The organism is Providencia alcalifaciens DSM 30120, assembly GCF_000173415.1.
GTDB classification, from domain to species: Bacteria; Pseudomonadota; Gammaproteobacteria; order Enterobacterales; family Enterobacteriaceae; genus Providencia; species Providencia alcalifaciens.
Window position 1 is genome coordinate 20,734 of the sequence record NZ_ABXW01000042.1, and the last position, 16,491, is coordinate 37,224.

The 16,491-nt window shown below is 44.3% G+C and carries 13 protein-coding genes and 1 pseudogene; 10 read left to right on the forward strand and 4 right to left on the reverse strand.

Annotated features, from left to right (window positions below):
- Nucleotide 1 precedes the first annotated feature (1 nt).
- From hyfE to PROVALCAL_RS06900, 9 genes and pseudogenes are all read left to right on the forward strand, one after another.
- Nucleotides 2-652: a hydrogenase 4 membrane subunit gene (gene hyfE, locus PROVALCAL_RS06865; RefSeq protein WP_006658444.1), complete on the forward strand. Its 651-nt coding sequence runs from the start codon at nt 2-4 to the stop codon at nt 650-652.
- A gap of 4 nt (nt 653-656) precedes the next feature.
- The gene (locus tag PROVALCAL_RS06870; RefSeq protein WP_039861723.1) at nt 657-2,237 is read left to right on the forward strand and encodes a hydrogenase 4 subunit F; all 1,581 of its coding nucleotides are present in this window, start codon (nt 657-659) and stop codon (nt 2,235-2,237) included.
- Between the two features lies 1 nt (nt 2,238).
- Entirely contained in the window at nt 2,239-3,972 is a 1,734-nt protein-coding gene (locus PROVALCAL_RS06875) for a hydrogenase large subunit (RefSeq protein ID WP_006658446.1), read from the forward strand.
- Between the two features lie 12 nt (nt 3,973-3,984).
- The gene (hyfH, locus tag PROVALCAL_RS06880; protein WP_006658447.1) at nt 3,985-4,536 is read left to right on the forward strand and encodes a hydrogenase 4 subunit H; all 552 of its coding nucleotides are present in this window, start codon (nt 3,985-3,987) and stop codon (nt 4,534-4,536) included.
- Complete coding sequence (locus PROVALCAL_RS06885) at nt 4,533-5,315, forward strand: NADH-quinone oxidoreductase subunit B family protein (protein WP_006658448.1); 783 nt, start codon at nt 4,533-4,535, stop codon at nt 5,313-5,315. Before hyfH ends, PROVALCAL_RS06885 begins: the two co-directional genes overlap by 4 nt.
- A pseudogene (locus tag PROVALCAL_RS20000) lies at nt 5,308-5,712 on the forward strand (formate hydrogenlyase maturation HycH family protein); the annotation flags it as partial. The gene PROVALCAL_RS06885 and the pseudogene PROVALCAL_RS20000, both read left to right, overlap by 8 nt.
- A 120-nt stretch (nt 5,713-5,832) precedes the next feature.
- The gene (hycI, locus tag PROVALCAL_RS20005) at nt 5,833-6,285 is read left to right on the forward strand and encodes a hydrogenase maturation peptidase HycI (RefSeq protein WP_226890348.1); all 453 of its coding nucleotides are present in this window, start codon (nt 5,833-5,835) and stop codon (nt 6,283-6,285) included.
- 879 nt (nt 6,286-7,164) lie between these two features.
- Nucleotides 7,165-8,613, forward strand: a complete 1,449-nt coding sequence (gene fumC / locus PROVALCAL_RS06895) for a class II fumarate hydratase (protein ID WP_039861724.1) — start codon at nt 7,165-7,167, stop codon at nt 8,611-8,613.
- A 41-nt stretch (nt 8,614-8,654) separates the two neighbouring features.
- Nucleotides 8,655-10,448, forward strand: coding sequence for an NAD-dependent malic enzyme (locus PROVALCAL_RS06900; protein WP_006658451.1), 1,794 nt, complete (start codon nt 8,655-8,657; stop codon nt 10,446-10,448).
- Nucleotides 10,449-10,575: 127 nt separating this feature from the next.
- On the opposite strand, the gene hybG is transcribed toward PROVALCAL_RS06900, so the two are convergent.
- From hybG to hydN, 3 genes are read right to left on the reverse strand one after another with little or no spacing between them, the layout of a single operon-like run.
- Entirely contained in the window at nt 10,576-10,848 is a 273-nt protein-coding gene (gene hybG / locus PROVALCAL_RS06905) for a hydrogenase maturation factor HybG (protein WP_006658452.1), read from the reverse strand.
- Nucleotides 10,849-10,866: 18 nt separating this feature from the next.
- Nucleotides 10,867-11,208 carry a hydrogenase maturation nickel metallochaperone HypA gene (gene hypA, locus PROVALCAL_RS06910; protein ID WP_006658453.1) on the reverse strand — a complete coding sequence of 114 codons (342 nt, stop codon included), beginning with the start codon at nt 11,206-11,208 and terminating at the stop codon, nt 10,867-10,869.
- Nucleotides 11,209-11,218: 10 nt separating this feature from the next.
- Entirely contained in the window at nt 11,219-11,767 is a 549-nt protein-coding gene (gene hydN / locus PROVALCAL_RS06915) for an electron transport protein HydN (protein ID WP_039861725.1), read from the reverse strand.
- Between the two features lie 511 nt (nt 11,768-12,278).
- Between hydN and PROVALCAL_RS06920 the strand changes: the two genes are divergently transcribed.
- Nucleotides 12,279-13,874 (forward strand): sigma 54-interacting transcriptional regulator, encoded by a 1,596-nt coding sequence (locus tag PROVALCAL_RS06920; RefSeq protein WP_006658455.1) that lies wholly within the window; start codon nt 12,279-12,281, stop codon nt 13,872-13,874.
- Between the two features lie 436 nt (nt 13,875-14,310).
- On the opposite strand, the gene fdhF is transcribed toward PROVALCAL_RS06920, so the two are convergent.
- On the reverse strand, nt 14,311-16,458 hold the full coding sequence (gene fdhF, locus PROVALCAL_RS06925; RefSeq protein ID WP_080547033.1) for a formate dehydrogenase subunit alpha: 2,148 nt from the start codon (nt 16,456-16,458) through the stop codon (nt 14,311-14,313).
- Nucleotides 16,459-16,491 lie beyond the last annotated feature (33 nt).

A 16,491-nucleotide genomic window follows, 5' to 3' on the forward strand; every position in this document is an offset into this window, starting at 1 on the left:
AATGACTGGTTCAATGATAGTGAATAATTTGGCAGGGCTGATGATGATCACGTCGCTGCTGGTGATCGGCGCGAAAAAGCCGGTGGTGTCTTGTTGGTTCTATGCGTTGCAGTCGCTGGTGTTAGTGGCGATTTTCGGCACGTTATCGTACACCCTCAACGCCCCTGAATTGGCAATGTGGGCAGGGACAGCGTTTGCCACCAAAGTGGTTTTAGTGCCGCTGATTATGGGGTACGCCTTCCGTAAATTATCTGACCCAACCGCTAACGGCGGGGTGATTAGCCCAGCATGGTTGATGCTTGCCGCAGCAGTAATCGTGGTGCTGTGTTGGTTCGTAGTCGAGCCAATAAAACTGCCACTGGCGGCGGATTTAAAACCCGCTTTAGCAGTTTCTTTGGGGCACTTTATGCTGGGGCTGCTGTGCATTGTTACGCAGCGCAATATTCTCAAGCAAGCCTTCGGTTACTGTTTAATGGAAAACGGCTCTCATCTGACCTTAGCTCTGCTGGCGTATAAAGCCCCTGAGCTGGTGGAAATTGGTATTGCCACAGACGCCATTTTTGCAGTGATTATTATGGCGGTATTGGCTCGCAAAATTTATCGCACGCTCAACACACTGAACGTGGATCAACTGACCGCGCTGAAGGGGTGATGAGATGAGTCAAACAATGTTATTAACACTATTAATGGCAACTCCGTTGGTGATTTCACTGCTGGCGTTCGCGTGCCGTTTACTGGGTAATGGGGCGAAAGCCCTCGTCACGGTGATCCACTTCGTGGGTATTGTGGTGCTGCTCGTACTTTCTTTGTGGATGGTTAGCACCATTGATCAGGTCGGTGATCTACTCATGGCAGGTAACTGGGTTCACCTTGATAGCCTCGCCGGATTATTCCTCGCCATTTTAGGTATTGTCGGTTTCCTGACTGGGCTGTACTCCATCGGTTATATGAATCATGAAGTGCATGAAGGTGAAATTAGCGTAGGAACCTTATGTAATTACTACGGTTTCTTCCATTTATTTCTCTTTACCATGCTACTGGTGATCACCAGTAATAACCTGATCCTGATGTGGGCTGCGGTAGAGGCCACGACATTAAGCTCGGCTTTCTTGGTGGGGATTTATGGTCAACGCTCTTCGCTAGAAGCTGCGTGGAAATACATAATTATCTGTAGCGTCGGTGTGGCATTTGGTCTTTTCGGCACCATTCTCGTGTATGCCAATGCGGTGAACGTGATGCCGAATCCGGAAATGGCGATCTTCTGGACGGAAGTCCTAAAATACACTGACCTTCTTGACCCAACCTTGATGCATCTTGCCTTTGTCTTTGTGTTAATCGGTTTTGGTACCAAAACCGGCCTGTTCCCAATGCATGCATGGTTACCGGATGCGCACAGTGAGGCACCAAGCCCAACATCGGCGTTGCTGTCTGCGGTGCTGCTGAACTGCGCACTGCTGATTATCATCCGTTACTACATTATCGTCACGTCATCGATTGGCGGCGAATTCACTCAAACCTTATTGCTGGTGTTCGGATTAATGTCCGTAGCGGTGGCTGCATTCTTTATCTTGGTACAAAAAGATATGAAGCGTTTGCTGGCGTACTCCAGTGTGGAAAACATGGGGCTAATTGCAGTCGCATTAGGGATTGGCGGACCTTTAGGCGTGTTGGCGGCATTACTGCACACCTTGAACCACAGTTTGGGTAAAACCTTACTGTTTTGCGGTTCCGGTAACGTTCTTCTGAAATATGGCACGCGCGATATCACTGTCGTGAAAGGGTTACTGCGTACAATGCCATTCACTGCGGTTGTGTTTGCCGGTGGTGCATTAGCGCTGGGTGGCATGCCTCCTTTCAACGTATTTTTGAGTGAATTCATGATTGTGGTGGCAGGGCTGGTTGCTAATCATTTCTGGTTAACCTTGCTGGTGCTGATCCTGATTACGATCGTACTGGGTGGTTTGATCCGCATGATCTCAAAAACTTTATTCGGTGAACAGCCTGAGTGTGTAGCACGGGGTGAGTTAAGTATTTTAACCACGTTACCCATGGCAATCTTGATTGTCCTCATGTTGGTAATGGGAACCTATATTCCTCAACCGGTTAGTCGCTTACTGGAAAATGCCGCCACGATTGTGCTGAAAGATAGCGCGACATTCGACCATCAAATTACCACTTTACATTACCAATGGCCGTGGGGTGTTAGCACCTCCGAACCTTCATTGCAGGAGAAATAACGTGAGCTATCAGAATTATACAGATACCCTTCAGGGCGTTCGCAAAGGCGCGGGCTATCTGGCAAAAGTGCGCGAGAAATTTCCTCATGCCATGCTGGAAGAGGAGTGGCAAACCGCTAACCAAGTCACCATCACAGTAAAAACCGAGATGCTACCGGAAGTGGTGGAGTTTCTTTATTACGGCTGCGGCGGTTGGTTGCCGGTGCTGTGGGGGAACGATGAGCGTCCTCTCAATGGGCAGTTTGCAGTGTATTATGCGCTGTCGATGGAAGAGGGGGAAAAATGTTGGGTGACGGTGAAAGCGTATGTCAGCCCAATCACTCAAGAGTTCCCATCTGTAACGCCACGGGTGCCTGCGGCTGTGTGGGGTGAGCGTGAAATCCGTGATATGTACGGTTTACGCCCAGTGGGCTTGCCGGATGAGCGTCGTTTAGTATTGCCGGATGACTGGCCGGAAGACCTGTATCCACTGCGCAAAGACACCATGGATTACCGCCAGCGCCCAGCACCGACTACCGATACAGAAACCTACGAGTTTATTAATGATAGCAAAACCCAAAGCCGCGTGGTGCCAATTGGTCCTTTGCATATCACGTCGGATGAACCGGGACATTTTCGTCTGTTTGTTGACGGCGAGCGCATTGTGGATGCAGATTACCGTATGTTCTATGTTCACCGTGGGATGGAGAAATTAGCGGAAACCCGCATGGGTTACAACGAAGTCACTTTCTTATCTGACCGTGTTTGCGGTATTTGCGGATTCACTCATAGCGTGGCATATACCACCTCCGTGGAAAATGCGCTCGGTATTTATGTGCCTCAGCGCGCTCATACCATTCGCAGTGTGTTACTGGAAGTGGAACGTTTACACAGCCATTTGCTGAATATCGGTTTAGCGAGCCACTTCACCGGTTTTGATACTGGTTTCATGCAATTTTTCCGTGTGCGTGAAAAATCCATGACCATGGCGGAATTACTGACAGGCGCCCGTAAAACCTACGGTACCAACTTAATTGGCGGGGTTCGCCGTGACTTCTTAAAAGAGCAGCGCGTCAAAACTATTCAGCTGGTTAAAGAGATGCGCCAAGATGTAACCCAGCTGGTGGATATGTTGCTCAGTACACCAAATATGGAGCAACGCACCGTCGGTGTCGGTCGCCTTGATCCACAAGTTGCCCGTGATTACAGCCCTGTGGGACCGATGATCCGTGCCAGCGGCTTCAAGCGCGATGTGCGTTTCGACCACCCATTTGCGGATTATGGCAATTTACCAAAAACATTATTCACCTTAGATGGTTGCGATGTTTATTCCCGCGTGATGGTGCGTATCAAAGAGACGTTGGATTCCCTGTCGATGATTGAATATGCCCTCGACAATATGCCAGAAGGCCCAATTCTGACCGAAGGCTTTACCTATCAGCCTCATAAATTTGCACTAGGCTATACCGAAGCGCCGCGAGGTGAAGATGTTCACTGGAGCATGCTCGGCGATAACCAAAAACTGTATCGCTGGCGCTGCCGCGCTGCCACTTACGCGAATTGGCCAGTGCTGCGTTATATGCTGCAAGGCAATACTGTGTCCGATGCACCGCTGATCATCGGTAGCCTTGACCCTTGTTACTCCTGTACAGACCGCGTCACGCTGGTGGATGTGAAAAAACGCAAAGCCAAAACCGTGGCGTACAAAGAGCTCGAACAGTACAGCATCGAGCGTAAACACTCGATTATGAAATAACGGAGGGACATCATGTTTAAACTTTTCAAAACCCTTCGTAATGCGGGTACTGCAACGGTGAAATACCCGTTCAAACCGCTAGAAGTGGCGCATGGTTTTCGCGGAAAACCCGAATACGATCCGCAACAATGTATCGCGTGTGGCGCGTGTATTTCCGCTTGCCCTGCCAATGCGTTAACCATGGAAACGGACTTAGAAAGTGGTGAACGCCGCTGGCAGCTGTTTTTAGGGCGCTGTATCTATTGCGCGCGCTGTGAAGAAGTGTGCCCGACTCGTGCTATTCATCTGACGGAAGAGTTTGAAACCGCAGTGATGAATAAAGCGGATCTCTATATGAAAGGGACGTTTCGCTTACAGCATTGTCGCCAATGTGGTGAAGCATTTGCACCGAAAAAATCGGTGGAATACGCCATGGCATTGCTGGCGGCATCGGGCATAGAAGAAGCTAGTATTGAGGCATTGCGTCCGATGTATGAAACCTGCCCATCCTGTAAGCAAAAAAACAACTTATTGAATAATGATCGTCAGAACTTCCGTTTGCATATTCAGGGAGATAAATCATGAGTTTGCCAGATATCCCCGTTAATCATCATGTTAGCCAACCTATCGTTCTTGATGAGCAGGTGGCAAAACTGAAAAGCACCTTGCTGAAAGATATTAAACGTTCGGCATATGTGTACCGTGTGGACTGTGGTGGCTGCAACGGATGTGAAATTGAAATTTTCTCGGCGATTACACCCGTTTTTGATGCGGAGCGTTTCGGTATCAAGGTTGTTGCCTCTCCGCGCCATGCGGATATTTTGCTGTTTACTGGTGCGGTCACCCGTGCGATGCGCATGCCTGCACTGCGAGCGTATGAGTCAGCACCAGATCCTAAAATCTGTATTTCGTATGGCGCTTGCGGCTGTGGTGGTGGGATTTTCCATGATTTGTACTGTGTGTGGGGAGGCAGTGAACATATCGTGCCGATCGATGTGTGGATCCCTGGCTGCCCACCAACTCCAGCTGCCACGATTTATGGTTTTGCGGTGGCATTAGGGTTATTGAAACAGAAATTGGTGGGACAGGATCACCGTGAAGCCGACGGGGAAAAAGTGGAGCTGTTGTTGCCATCAATCCCTCTGGCTACTCGCGTGATGATCGAGCGTGAAGCTCGCCGCCAAGCAGGGTATTTCCAAGGTCGTGAAATCAGTGATCGCTTCTTGACGCTATTGGATGGGGCAACCCCAAGCCAAGTGAAAGTCACCATGCAAGCATGGATGGACGAGGAGCAAGACCCACGGTTGCGTGAGATTGTGAACCGCTTGGTGACCGTGCTGCAACAAGGGGGCATAAATGAGTGAATCATCCATAGAAACGGGCAAAGTGATATTTTGGTCACTACGCCAAAAGTTCGTCGATAGCGATGATGATATTCCCGAAGACGCGCAGCAGGTGATGTATTACTCGCTGGCCATTGGGCACCATGTCGGCATGATTGACTGCTTAAAAACGGAATTGGAATGTCCATTGGATGGCTACCAAGCATGGGTGAATGCGCTTCCTGAAGGGGAGGCGCGGCGCAAATTACAGGGCTTGATCACCTTTGGCGAGATTAATATCGATTCCACCCACACCAATATGTTGGCGTTAGCATTAGATGATTTTGCTAAAGACAGTGACTCGCCCTATCAGGCATGGAGCGCCACACTAATTCAATTGCTCGGGGAAATTGAGCAAGAACCCGCAATTTATTTGATCGTGAAAAGGCAGCCGATGAGCGATGTCGCCAGACAAACTCAACCGTCTTTTTCAATGGAAACAGAGTCTTCAACAGAAAATTTATTACTTTCAGAAAACCCATCACCCGTGCAAAATCTGATGTTGGCGGTGGGCAATAGTATGATGGGGGATGATGGCGCAGGTCCGATGCTATTTGACCTCATGCAACAGACCCCGATTGATGGTTGGGTCGCTATTAATGGGGGAAGTAGTCCTGAAAGTGTCTCTCATCAAGTTCGAGCCTTAAAACCTCAACGTTTGTTAATTGTCGATGCGGCAGATATTGGTTTAGCACCGGGGGAAATTCGGGTTATCGACCCCGATGATATCGCTGAGATGTTTATTATGAGCACGCACAATCTGCCCCTTAATTTTCTTATCGACCAGTTAAAAGCGGATGTTGGAGAGATTATTTTCTTAGGCATTCAACCTGATTTAGTCGGTTTTTACATGCCAATGAATGACAAAGTTATCGCCGCTGTCGAGCAGGTTTATCAAGCTTTACCAACGTGGGAAGGATTAGGGGGATTCCGGTTATTTGAGGGTGAGTAACAACAGACTGGAAGCCTTTAGTTAAAGGATAAAATTTTAAGGAAATAAATAGACCGCGCTACAGGGATGCAGTGCGGTTTTACTGAAAAATCACGGTATCGCACCCTGCAAGTTCGGCAATTTCTCCAAAATTGTCTAAACCCAGTGTTTAATATGGCATCGATATGATTATTAAACTCAGTACTCGTTTTGTGCGTGGAATTGGGTTCAGTGACCAATCAAGGTGGGAGTGATCACTATTATCGAGTGCTTCTCTTCAGTATTATTGAGTTGTGATGACTTTTGTTTTTGTATAAGCATAATTAAGGATGATTTTTTTGGAATTAATGCGTATTAAATTAAAGAGAAACTCAGTGGGGATATCGCCTTGTATTTTAAATGAATAACATGGTTTTAGCTCTATTTTATAATGTTATGTATATTAAATGATATTATTTGATTTATATTTTAGTGACTATTTTTGTTTTATTAATTTATTTTAAGATTCAAGTTTCATTAATTTAAATCTTTCACTCAATACATGTGTTGTTTATTTTTGATATCAGTGCTTTAATTATTTATTTATGTATTTAAATTTTTAATTTAATTGAGTTGTCATTAAAAGATAATTCTCACAATATATAATATTGTTTTTCAGTATATCTTAATACTTTAGTCTTTATCTATTTTCTGTATGAAATTGACCGTCTGTTTCTGATAATTTAAATTTATAAAAAATTGCAAATTAATTTATCGCTTATATTTTAAACTGAATTTTAATTATATATATAATGATGATCTCTTATTTTAATGTATTTGCAGTATTTGATGTTTAATTAATCTATTTAATTTAGTATGGATATTGGTCATGTGTTTTATATTTATAAGGGAGTTATTGTAATGACTGATTATATTCTAAATAAGAGCATCCCTATTGGTATTAATGAAACAGGCTCCCGTGAAGAATTCGATAGTATGGGAAAAGTAAAGGTTCCTGCAAATCGTTATTGGGGGGCACAAACTCAACGTTCATTACAGCACTTTAATATTGGCGATGATTTAATGCCAAAATCGGTTTACCACGCGTATGGCTATGTAAAAAAAGCCTGTGCGTTGGTTAACTGCGAAGCAGGTCGGTTAGCACAATGGAAAAAAGAGGCGATCGTTATCGCCGCTGATGAAACTATTCAGGGTCGATTGGATGAGCATTATCCGCTTTATGTATGGCAGACGGGATCTGGTACACAATCTAATATGAATGTGAACGAGGTCATTTCTAACCGCGCAATTCAATTATTAGGTGGCACATTAGGAACTCAATTACCGGTTGGGCCGAATGATGATGTCAATATGGGGCAATCGTCTAATGACACATTCCCCACCGCTATGCACATTGCTGCCATTTTTGCACTTGATGAACAGCTGATTCCAGCTATTGAAGATTTAATTCAACTTATTGAAAAGAAAGCTGACTCATGGATGTCGGTAGTTAAGATTGGTCGTACGCACTTAGAAGATGCGGTGCCGTTAACGGTCGGGCAAGAGTGGCACGGTTGGGCGGGTCAATTACGTGATGCGCTCGATGATATTAAACGCAGTCAGCAAGACCTGTATAAACTCGCCGTTGGCGGTACTGCAGTTGGCACGGGGTTAAATGCGCCAAAAGGCTTTTCAAAAGATGTCGCAGATAAGATAGCTGAATTAACCCAAAAACCGTTTATTACTGCGCCCAATAAATTTACCGCTCAAGGCTCCCTTGATGCGTTAGTGCGTACACATGCTGCTATTCGTGGGCTTGCCGTTGCACTTATCAAAATTGCGAATGATATGCGCTGGTTAGCTTCGGGTCCTCGTTGTGGCTTCAGCGAGTTAATACTGCCATCGAATGAACCTGGTTCATCTATCATGCCGGGCAAAGTGAATCCGACGCAATGTGAAGCGATGGTCATGATTGGCATTCAGGTTATGGGTAATGATGCTGCGATTGCAATATCGGGTAGCCAAGGTAACTTTGAATTAAATGCGATGAGACCGGTAATTATTAATAACCTCCTGCATTCTATTCGTATTATTTCTGATGGCTGTCGTAAATTTATGGAATATTCCGTAGAAGGCACTGAATTAAATAATACGAAAATAACTGAGTATGTGGACAATAGTGTCATGTTAGTAACGGCATTATCTCCAATTATTGGTTATCAAAATGCCGCACATATTGCTGAGAATGCAATCGCTAAAAATATCACGCTAAAAGAATCCGCAATCGCTTCTGGGAAAATAAGTGAAGAAGATTTTAATAAATATGTCAATCCGATTGATATGACCGGAAATGGTTTATCTGGCGCGTAGTTTTCCCTGAATTAGAATATTTAAATTATAAGGTATTAATTATGTATAATCGACAAGCTAAAGTTGTTGTGGAAAATAATGTTCGTAAAATTAAAACGACGGCAAGAGGATATGAAGTATTACGCGATCCATCTTTAAATAAAGGAACCGCTTTTACTGAAGAAGAACGAAAAGCGCTGGATTTAAATGGTATTCTTCCTCCTGTTGTGACTGAGGATATGGAAACACAATTAAACCGCGCTTATCACGCTTACCGTGGATGCCATTCTGATTTAGATAAGCATATTTATATGTGGCGCTTGCATGATAATAACGTGACATTATTTTATGCGTTATTACAACGTCATATGCTGGAAATGCTGCCAGTCGTTTATGACCCAGTTGTCGGCGATGCCATTGAAAACTATAGCGAGATTATTACTCGTCCTCGCGGGATCTTTCTCAGTATTAATGAACCTGAATTAATCGAAGAAAAGCTGCGTGCATTCGGTGCTGAAGGTGGTGATATTCGACTGATCGTGACCACTGACGCAGAAGAAATTTTAGGCATCGGTGACTGGGGCTCCAATGGTATCGATATTTCAGTCGGTAAGCTGGCTGTTTATACCGCTGCCGCTGGTGTTGATCCTCACAGTGTTATTCCTGTGGTTCTTGATGTCGGGACTAACAATGAAAAACTGTTAAATGACCCATCCTATGTGGGTAATCGTCATGAGCGTATTCAAGGCAAAGTCTATGACGATTTTGTTGATGCTTATGTCAAAGCGGCAAGAAAGCTATTTCCAAATGCGGTTATGCACTGGGAAGATTTCGGTTCAACAAATGCGCGTCGCATTTTGGATAAATACAGAGCGAATTTCGCGACATTTAACGATGATGTGCAAGGCACAGGTGCCATTGTATTGTCGGGCTTATTGAATGCGGTGAAATTAAGTAAAACGCCTTGGACTGAGCAAAAAGTGGTTATCTTTGGTGCCGGAACTGCGGGCTGTGGTATTGCAGACCAAATTCGTGACCAAATGATCCGCAGTGGTCTGTCTCGTGAAGAAGCCATTTCTCGTATTTGGTTAATTGACTTGCCGGGGTTACTGACAACCGACATGGTAGACAGCTTACTGTATTTCCAAAAAGATTATGCGAAAAACAGCCAAGATGTTGCCAATTATCCAAGAAAGATGGTTGATGTTTCTGTTGAAGCACAAACCCGCTGGCCGGATATGGCAGATATCCTTGCGAAACAGAATAAAGCTAAAGGTATTATTGATTTAGCTACGGTTGTCGAGAATGTAAAACCAACGATTTTAATTGGTACATCAACAACACCGGGTGCTTTCACTCAGGATATCGTTCGCAGTATGGCAAGCCATGTTGAGCGCCCAATTATTTTCCCATTATCGAACCCAACATTACTGCATGAAGCAACACCACAGCATTTAATTGAATGGACTGACGGCAAAGTGTTTGTGGCTACAGGAGCACCATTTGATGATGTGGTTTATAACGGTGTTTGCTACAAGATTGGTCAGGCGAATAACGCGGCACTTTATCCGGGACTAGGTTTCGGTGCCATTGTCTCTAAAGCGACGAAAATCACAGATGAAATGATTTTTGCTGCTGTACAGGCGGTAGCAAGCCAAGCAACATTAGGCTCAGAAGGTGCGTCATTATTGCCATCGAATGAAGACTTGCGAATTACTTCAAGTATCGTTGCTCTTGCGGTTTTACGTATGGCGAAAAGCCAAGGTGTATCGGGTGTTAATGCTAATGACTCCGAAGTCGAAATGGTGAGAACACAATCGTGGTGGCCGGTTTATGTGCCAGTTGAAGCTATCTAATTACGGTCGATGACTGATAATTTAACTGGGTAAGATAGGTTTAATTAAGCCTGACACACAGTGGTGTGTCAGGCTTTTACTTTGGAGAACGGGAGACGAAATCAGTTGTTGTAATCAATGAGCGCTATCACGCATTTCCCCGTAAAAAATACCCTACATCTTCCTCAACTTCTTCCATTGCCATTAACGCTTCTAAGGTATCTCTCGCTTCTTTTTCATCGAGAATACTCATGGCAAAACCGACGTGAACGAGTACCCATTTACCAACCATGCTTTCAGTATCCCCTTCACAAACGAGGGCAATATTGACTTCCCGTTTTACACCACAAACATCAACTTGGGCGCAATCCATTGGGGTTTTACCAACGGCTACAACTTGACCAGGGATGCCTAAACACATAACTGACTCCTAAACGAGTTATTCAATTTCAATCTGTTTCACTTGCATGGCACTGGTGCTATCGACAATTAAATTTTGGCTGCCACAGTGGGGACAGCCAGCACCAAATTGAGTTATTTTTACCTGATGCTGACAATCTCTGCATTGCGCTTGCGCAGGGGAAATTAAGATATGTAACTGTGCGCCTTGGGCGAGGGTGTTGCGGCAAATGATATCGAAGCAAAAATGTACCGCAGACTCTTCCACGCAAGATACGGCACTGAGTTCTAGCCACACGCCAGTGACTCGCCGAGCATGGTTTTGCTTGGCATGTTGCTCAATGATCTCAAATGCGCTTTGGCATAAGGCAACTTCATGCATGGGTTATCCTTTAAGACAAAATATCTGCTGGCATTTCAAAGGCAGCACGGCGACGACGCTCTTTAATGATTTCATCCATTTTATTTCTGTCGACAATCATTAAGGCTTCCGTCGGGCAAACTTCGACACATGCAGGTCCGCCTTCTCGGGTATGGCATAAATCGCATTTGTGCGCTTCGGCACGATACTGTGGAATGGTATTAAGAGCCGTGGTTTGCTGGGCAACAGGGCGGATAATAACCTCCATTGTGCCGTAAGGGCATGCGATAACACAGGTTTTACAACCAATACATTTTGACTGGTCCACATACACAAAATCATCTTTGCGGCTGATGGCTCCGTTAGGGCACACATTGGCACACGGAGCGTCTTCACATTGGCGACATATCACGGCGGTACTGATGGTATAGCCTTTTAAGACATGAATACGCGGGAAAAATTCATCTTTTACCACGGTCGCAATACCGGTTTCTTGTTCTTGATGGGAAACCACGCAAGCCACTTCACACGTGTGGCAGCCAATGCACTTCTTTGGGTCTGCAATGATGAAACGGTTCATCATATTCTCCTGAATGATCGTAAACGGGCGTTCCATTCGGTCTATTCCGGTAGCCTCGTCTTATGCTGACAATACTGAGAGATAAGCATGGATCGTGCCAAATCCACCAAATAAATTAATTCTTAAAAATCAGTTTGTTAACTATTATTAAATAATCATGAAGAAATGAGATTTTAATATTCGACATCGTTTTCGTCATTATTGTCGATAGGCATGAAAACGATATTAAACGAATATTGAGTTAAATTATCTAATATCTAAAATAGGTGAATGGATCAAACTTAAATCAGACTACGATATTATTTTTTCAAATAATGACTACAATATTGGTATTAAATCTAAAACAGCAATTGCATTAATCACACTATTAAACTTTTTTATTTTTATTATTGATAAATAAGTCGTTTATAAATGAAAATTTTAAACTCTAACTAATTCTCATTATTGTTAGTTATTTGAATAAAGATGATAACTGAGCAATGCAGCAGGTTAGGACGAGATTGGAGATTTTGTGAGCATATCCGAAACCACCGAACAAATTCGTCATGAACGAGACCAATTCAGGATCCTTGTAGATATCACGAACTCAGTGCTTTCTCACCTTGAAATGGATGGGTTAGTGGCTGAAGTTTCACGCGAAATATACCGCTTTTTTGGTATTAGCCAAATCAGCGTCGCCCTTTGCGATAATGTCAGTTCAGCGGTTTATCTTTGCTATTCAAGCCATTATCAGCGCTCAAAGCCAGTTAAAAAAAGCCAATATCCGCTGAATGAATTACATGCTGACCTCGCTCAAGTATTAGAGAGCAACAAACCTTTGCGTTTAACGTTGGATCAACAGAGCCAAGATTTGTTATATCAAAATTTGTGTGCAGAAGGGATGACGGAAACGTTATTGTTACCGTTAGCATTTAACCATAAGCCATTAGGCGTTTTGGTGTTATCCCATGAAGATGACCATCTTTTTACCGAAGATAGCTGCAATTTACTGAAACAGGTGGCGGCGCGTTTTGCCATTGCCGTCGATAACGCCGCGGCTTACGGTGAAATTACGCGCCTTAAAGATAGTCTGAAAAATGAAAATTTATGGCTGAATGAGCAGATCCAAAATACCAATAACTTCAGCGAAATTATTTTCCAAAGCCAAGCTATGCGTGAAGTCCTCGAGCAGGTTGATTTAGTGGCTCGTAGCGATAGTACGGTATTGATCTTGGGAGAAACGGGAACAGGTAAAGAATTAATTGCTCGAGCCGTTCATCAGCTAAGCGACCGCCATCAGCGTTCATTGATTAAAATGAACTGTGCCGCAATCCCGACAGGGTTACTAGAAAGTGACTTGTTTGGGCATGATAAAGGCGCATTCACTGGGGCGACCTGTACGCATATTGGTCGTTTTGAAATGGCAGATAAAAGCACGTTATTTCTAGATGAAATTGGCGATATGCCATTGGATTTACAACCAAAATTATTGCGTGTTTTGCAAGAGCGTGAAATTGAGCGTATTGGTGGGAATAAAGTGATTCCGGTGGATGTGCGCTTAGTGGCAGCAACCAACCGTAATCTTAAACAGATGACGGAAGACCGAGAGTTTCGTGAAGATCTCTATTATCGTTTAAATGTATTCCCAATCGTGATCCCGCCATTACGAGACCGACCTGAAGATATTCCATTACTTGCGACCTATTTTACCCAAAAAATGGCGCAGCGAATGAACCGTAAAATTGATTGTATTCCTCGTGATGCACTGGCGCAGTTATCACTGTATCCATGGCCCGGTAATGTGCGGGAATTGGAAAATGTAATTGAGCGAGCGGTGATTTTAACCCGTGGAAATACACTGAATATTCAGTTGCATGAGTTAAATATTCCTAAGCCATCTCGTATTAAAGACGCGCTAAAAAAGCCGAGTTCTTTAGAAAGAAAAATGCAGACTGATGCGCCAGAGAGTGACGACGAAGAGCGAAACCGCATTATTGAAGCGCTGAAAGCGATGAATGGAGTGGTTGCAGGTGTAAGAGGGGCGGCAGCTCGTTTAGGGTTAAAACGCACGACGTTACTGTCGAGGATGCAACGATTAGGGATTAATGTTCAAGACCTCTTCCAATAATCTCGTCATACTTCACGCTGTGGCGTTGTTGGCTGGCCTTGCTAACCTTCGTCACATACTTAATCTCGTCATACTTCACGCTGTGGCGTTGTTGGCTATCCTTACTAACCCTAGTCACATACTTATGTATGCTCCTAGGGCTTAGCTGCGTCTGCCGCCTAGCCACAACGCGAATTATTTAGAGATTGCTAGAAAGGAATAAAGATAAAAGAAAAACCTTTTAAATAATGAAAATAAAGGATGTTAATTATTTTGTTGGAAGGTTATTTTTTTATTAAATAGTTTTTAATGACGATTAATATTTTATTTTAATCGCTTGTTGAATAGCGATGTTTATTATCGTTATGTGATTTTTAATATAGGTAGTTTTTAATATAACTTGCACTGTAGGTTTGCTTTAAATACGCATTCCTACAGTGCAAAGAGTCAAAATAAACTATAAGCCTTCAGCTGCCTCGCGAAGCCTACGCTTGATCCCCGTATACTCCTGAACCACATAATGCTCAGCTTTATGTTGATCCGCGATTGGCTCAACACGCACCGCACAATATTTGTATTCCGGTGTTTTGGTTATCGGGCTTAAGTTTTCTGCGACCAGCTCATTACACGCGCCAATCCACCACTGATAGGTCATGTACACCGCGCCTTTATTTGGGCGATCACTGACATTAGCACGAGTGATGACTTTACCTTGTCGTGAACACACCCAGACCAGTTCCTGATCTTTAATCCCTAACGCTTTTGCATCTGCGGTATTGATTTGCACAAAACCTGGTTCATCAGCAAGGGAGGCTAAAGCTTTACAGTTACCCGTCATCGAGCGGCAAGAGTAGTGACCCACTTCGCGCACCGTTGCCAGTACCATTGGGAATTCCGCACTCACTTGATCGATGGGTGGACGCCATTCGCAAGTAAAGAACTGACCACGACCATTTGGCGTATCAAAATTTCCACCTTCATACAGGTACTCAGTGCCTTCACTTTCTAATGTACGGCATGGCCATTGAATATACGCCAAGCCTGCCATTTTCTCGTAAGTCGCACCAAAATAAATTGGGCAAAGCTCGCGCAGCTCGTCCCAAATCTCTTTGGTGTTGTTGTAGTGCATTGGGTAGCCCATTGCTGTTGACATTAAACTGATGATTTCCCAGTCAGTTTTCACATCACCCACTGGTTCCACGGCTTTATAAAAACGTTGGAAACCACGGTCAGCAGCGGTATACACACCTTCATGTTCTCCCCAAGATGTTGCAGGGAAAATGACGTCAGCAATGGATGCGGTTTTCGTCATAAAGATGTCTTGAACAATCAATAACTCAAGTTTGTCGAAGGTTCGGCGAATTGTCGCTAAATCTGGCTCAGTTTGTAGTGGATCTTCACCCATGACATAGTGTGCTTTCAGAATGCCTTCATCGATAAAGTGAGGAACTTCACTAAGAGGAATACCATTTTCATCCGGCATTGCGTCAATGCCCCAGAATTTGGCAAATTTCTCCAGTGCCGCTTTATCCGAAACATACTGGTAGCCCGGTAAAGTATTTGGCAGAGCCCCCATATCGCAGGCACCTTGCACGTTATTTTGACCACGTACAGGACCTACGCCCACATGTGGCTTACCAAGGTTACCCGTCAGTAATGCCAAGCTAGTTAGAGACTGAACAGTTTCCACACCTTGGTAGAACTGAGTCACACCCATACCCCATAAAATGGTGGCGGTTTCCGCTTTTGCATACATCCGCGCTGTTTTACGAATATCCTCGGCTTTGATGCCGGTGATCTCTTCAACTGATTCAGGTGTATACGGTGCGACTAATACGCGATATTCGTCGAACTTGTCGGTATGAGCATCGATAAAGGCTTGGTCATACAGATTTTCTTCGATGATTACATGAGCAAACGCATTCAATAACGCAATGTTTGAACCGTTTTTCAGTGGTAAGTGAATATCTGCAATACGCGCGGTTTCAATATAACGCGGGTCGCAGACAATAATTTGTGCCCCTTTTTCTTTCGCTTTTAAAATACGGCGAGCGACAATAGGGTGTGAGTCCGCGGCGTTATAACCGAAGACAAAAATACATTTGGTATCCTCAATTTCAACAATTGAGTTGCTCATTGCGCCATTACCGACCGAACGCTGCAGACCTGCAACCGAAGGGCCGTGTCAGACACGAGCACAGCAGTCGATATTGTTACTACCGACTGCTGCACGAACAAATTTTTGCATCACAAAGTTAGCTTCGTTACCCGGACCGCGGGAAGAACCTGTTGTCATGATGGCTTTTGGGCCATACTTTTCTTTTATGGCTAGTAAACGGGAGCTGGCAAATTCAATGGCTTCCTCCCAAGAAACAACCTCTAATTTGCCACCACGTTGACGGCGGATCATCGGGTTTTTTAAGCGCGGCGTTAAAATTTTAGTGTCATGAATGAAGTCCCAGCCATAATAACCTTTCAGGCAAAGTTCTCCTTCATTTGTGTGACCATTTGCGCCTTCAGCGCCAATGATCTTCCCGTTCTCCACCTTCAGGTTGATTTTACAGCCTGAGGCGCAATACGGGCAGACGGTGATGACTTTTTCCATCAACATTGCTCCTCTATTTTTGTGTAGCGGTTT

Bases quoted from the DNA above. Each gene is read 5' to 3' on its own strand.
- hyfH (WP_006658447.1), top strand. From the start codon at position 3,985: ATGTTTAAACTTTTCAAAACCCTTCGTAATGCGGGTACTGCAACGGTG.
- hybG (WP_006658452.1), bottom strand. From the start codon at position 10,848: ATGTGTTTAGGCATCCCTGGTCAAGTTGTAGCCGTTGGTAAAACCCCA.
- PROVALCAL_RS06885 (WP_006658448.1), top strand. From the start codon at position 4,533: ATGAGTTTGCCAGATATCCCCGTTAATCATCATGTTAGCCAACCTATC.
- PROVALCAL_RS06870 (WP_039861723.1), top strand. From the start codon at position 657: ATGAGTCAAACAATGTTATTAACACTATTAATGGCAACTCCGTTGGTG.
- hydN (WP_039861725.1), bottom strand. From the start codon at position 11,767: ATGAACCGTTTCATCATTGCAGACCCAAAGAAGTGCATTGGCTGCCAC.
- hypA (WP_006658453.1), bottom strand. From the start codon at position 11,208: ATGCATGAAGTTGCCTTATGCCAAAGCGCATTTGAGATCATTGAGCAA.
- hycI (WP_226890348.1), top strand. From the start codon at position 5,833: ATGTTGGCGGTGGGCAATAGTATGATGGGGGATGATGGCGCAGGTCCG.
- fumC (WP_039861724.1), top strand. From the start codon at position 7,165: ATGACTGATTATATTCTAAATAAGAGCATCCCTATTGGTATTAATGAA.
- PROVALCAL_RS06900 (WP_006658451.1), top strand. From the start codon at position 8,655: ATGTATAATCGACAAGCTAAAGTTGTTGTGGAAAATAATGTTCGTAAA.
- hyfE (WP_006658444.1), top strand. From the start codon at position 2: ATGACTGGTTCAATGATAGTGAATAATTTGGCAGGGCTGATGATGATC.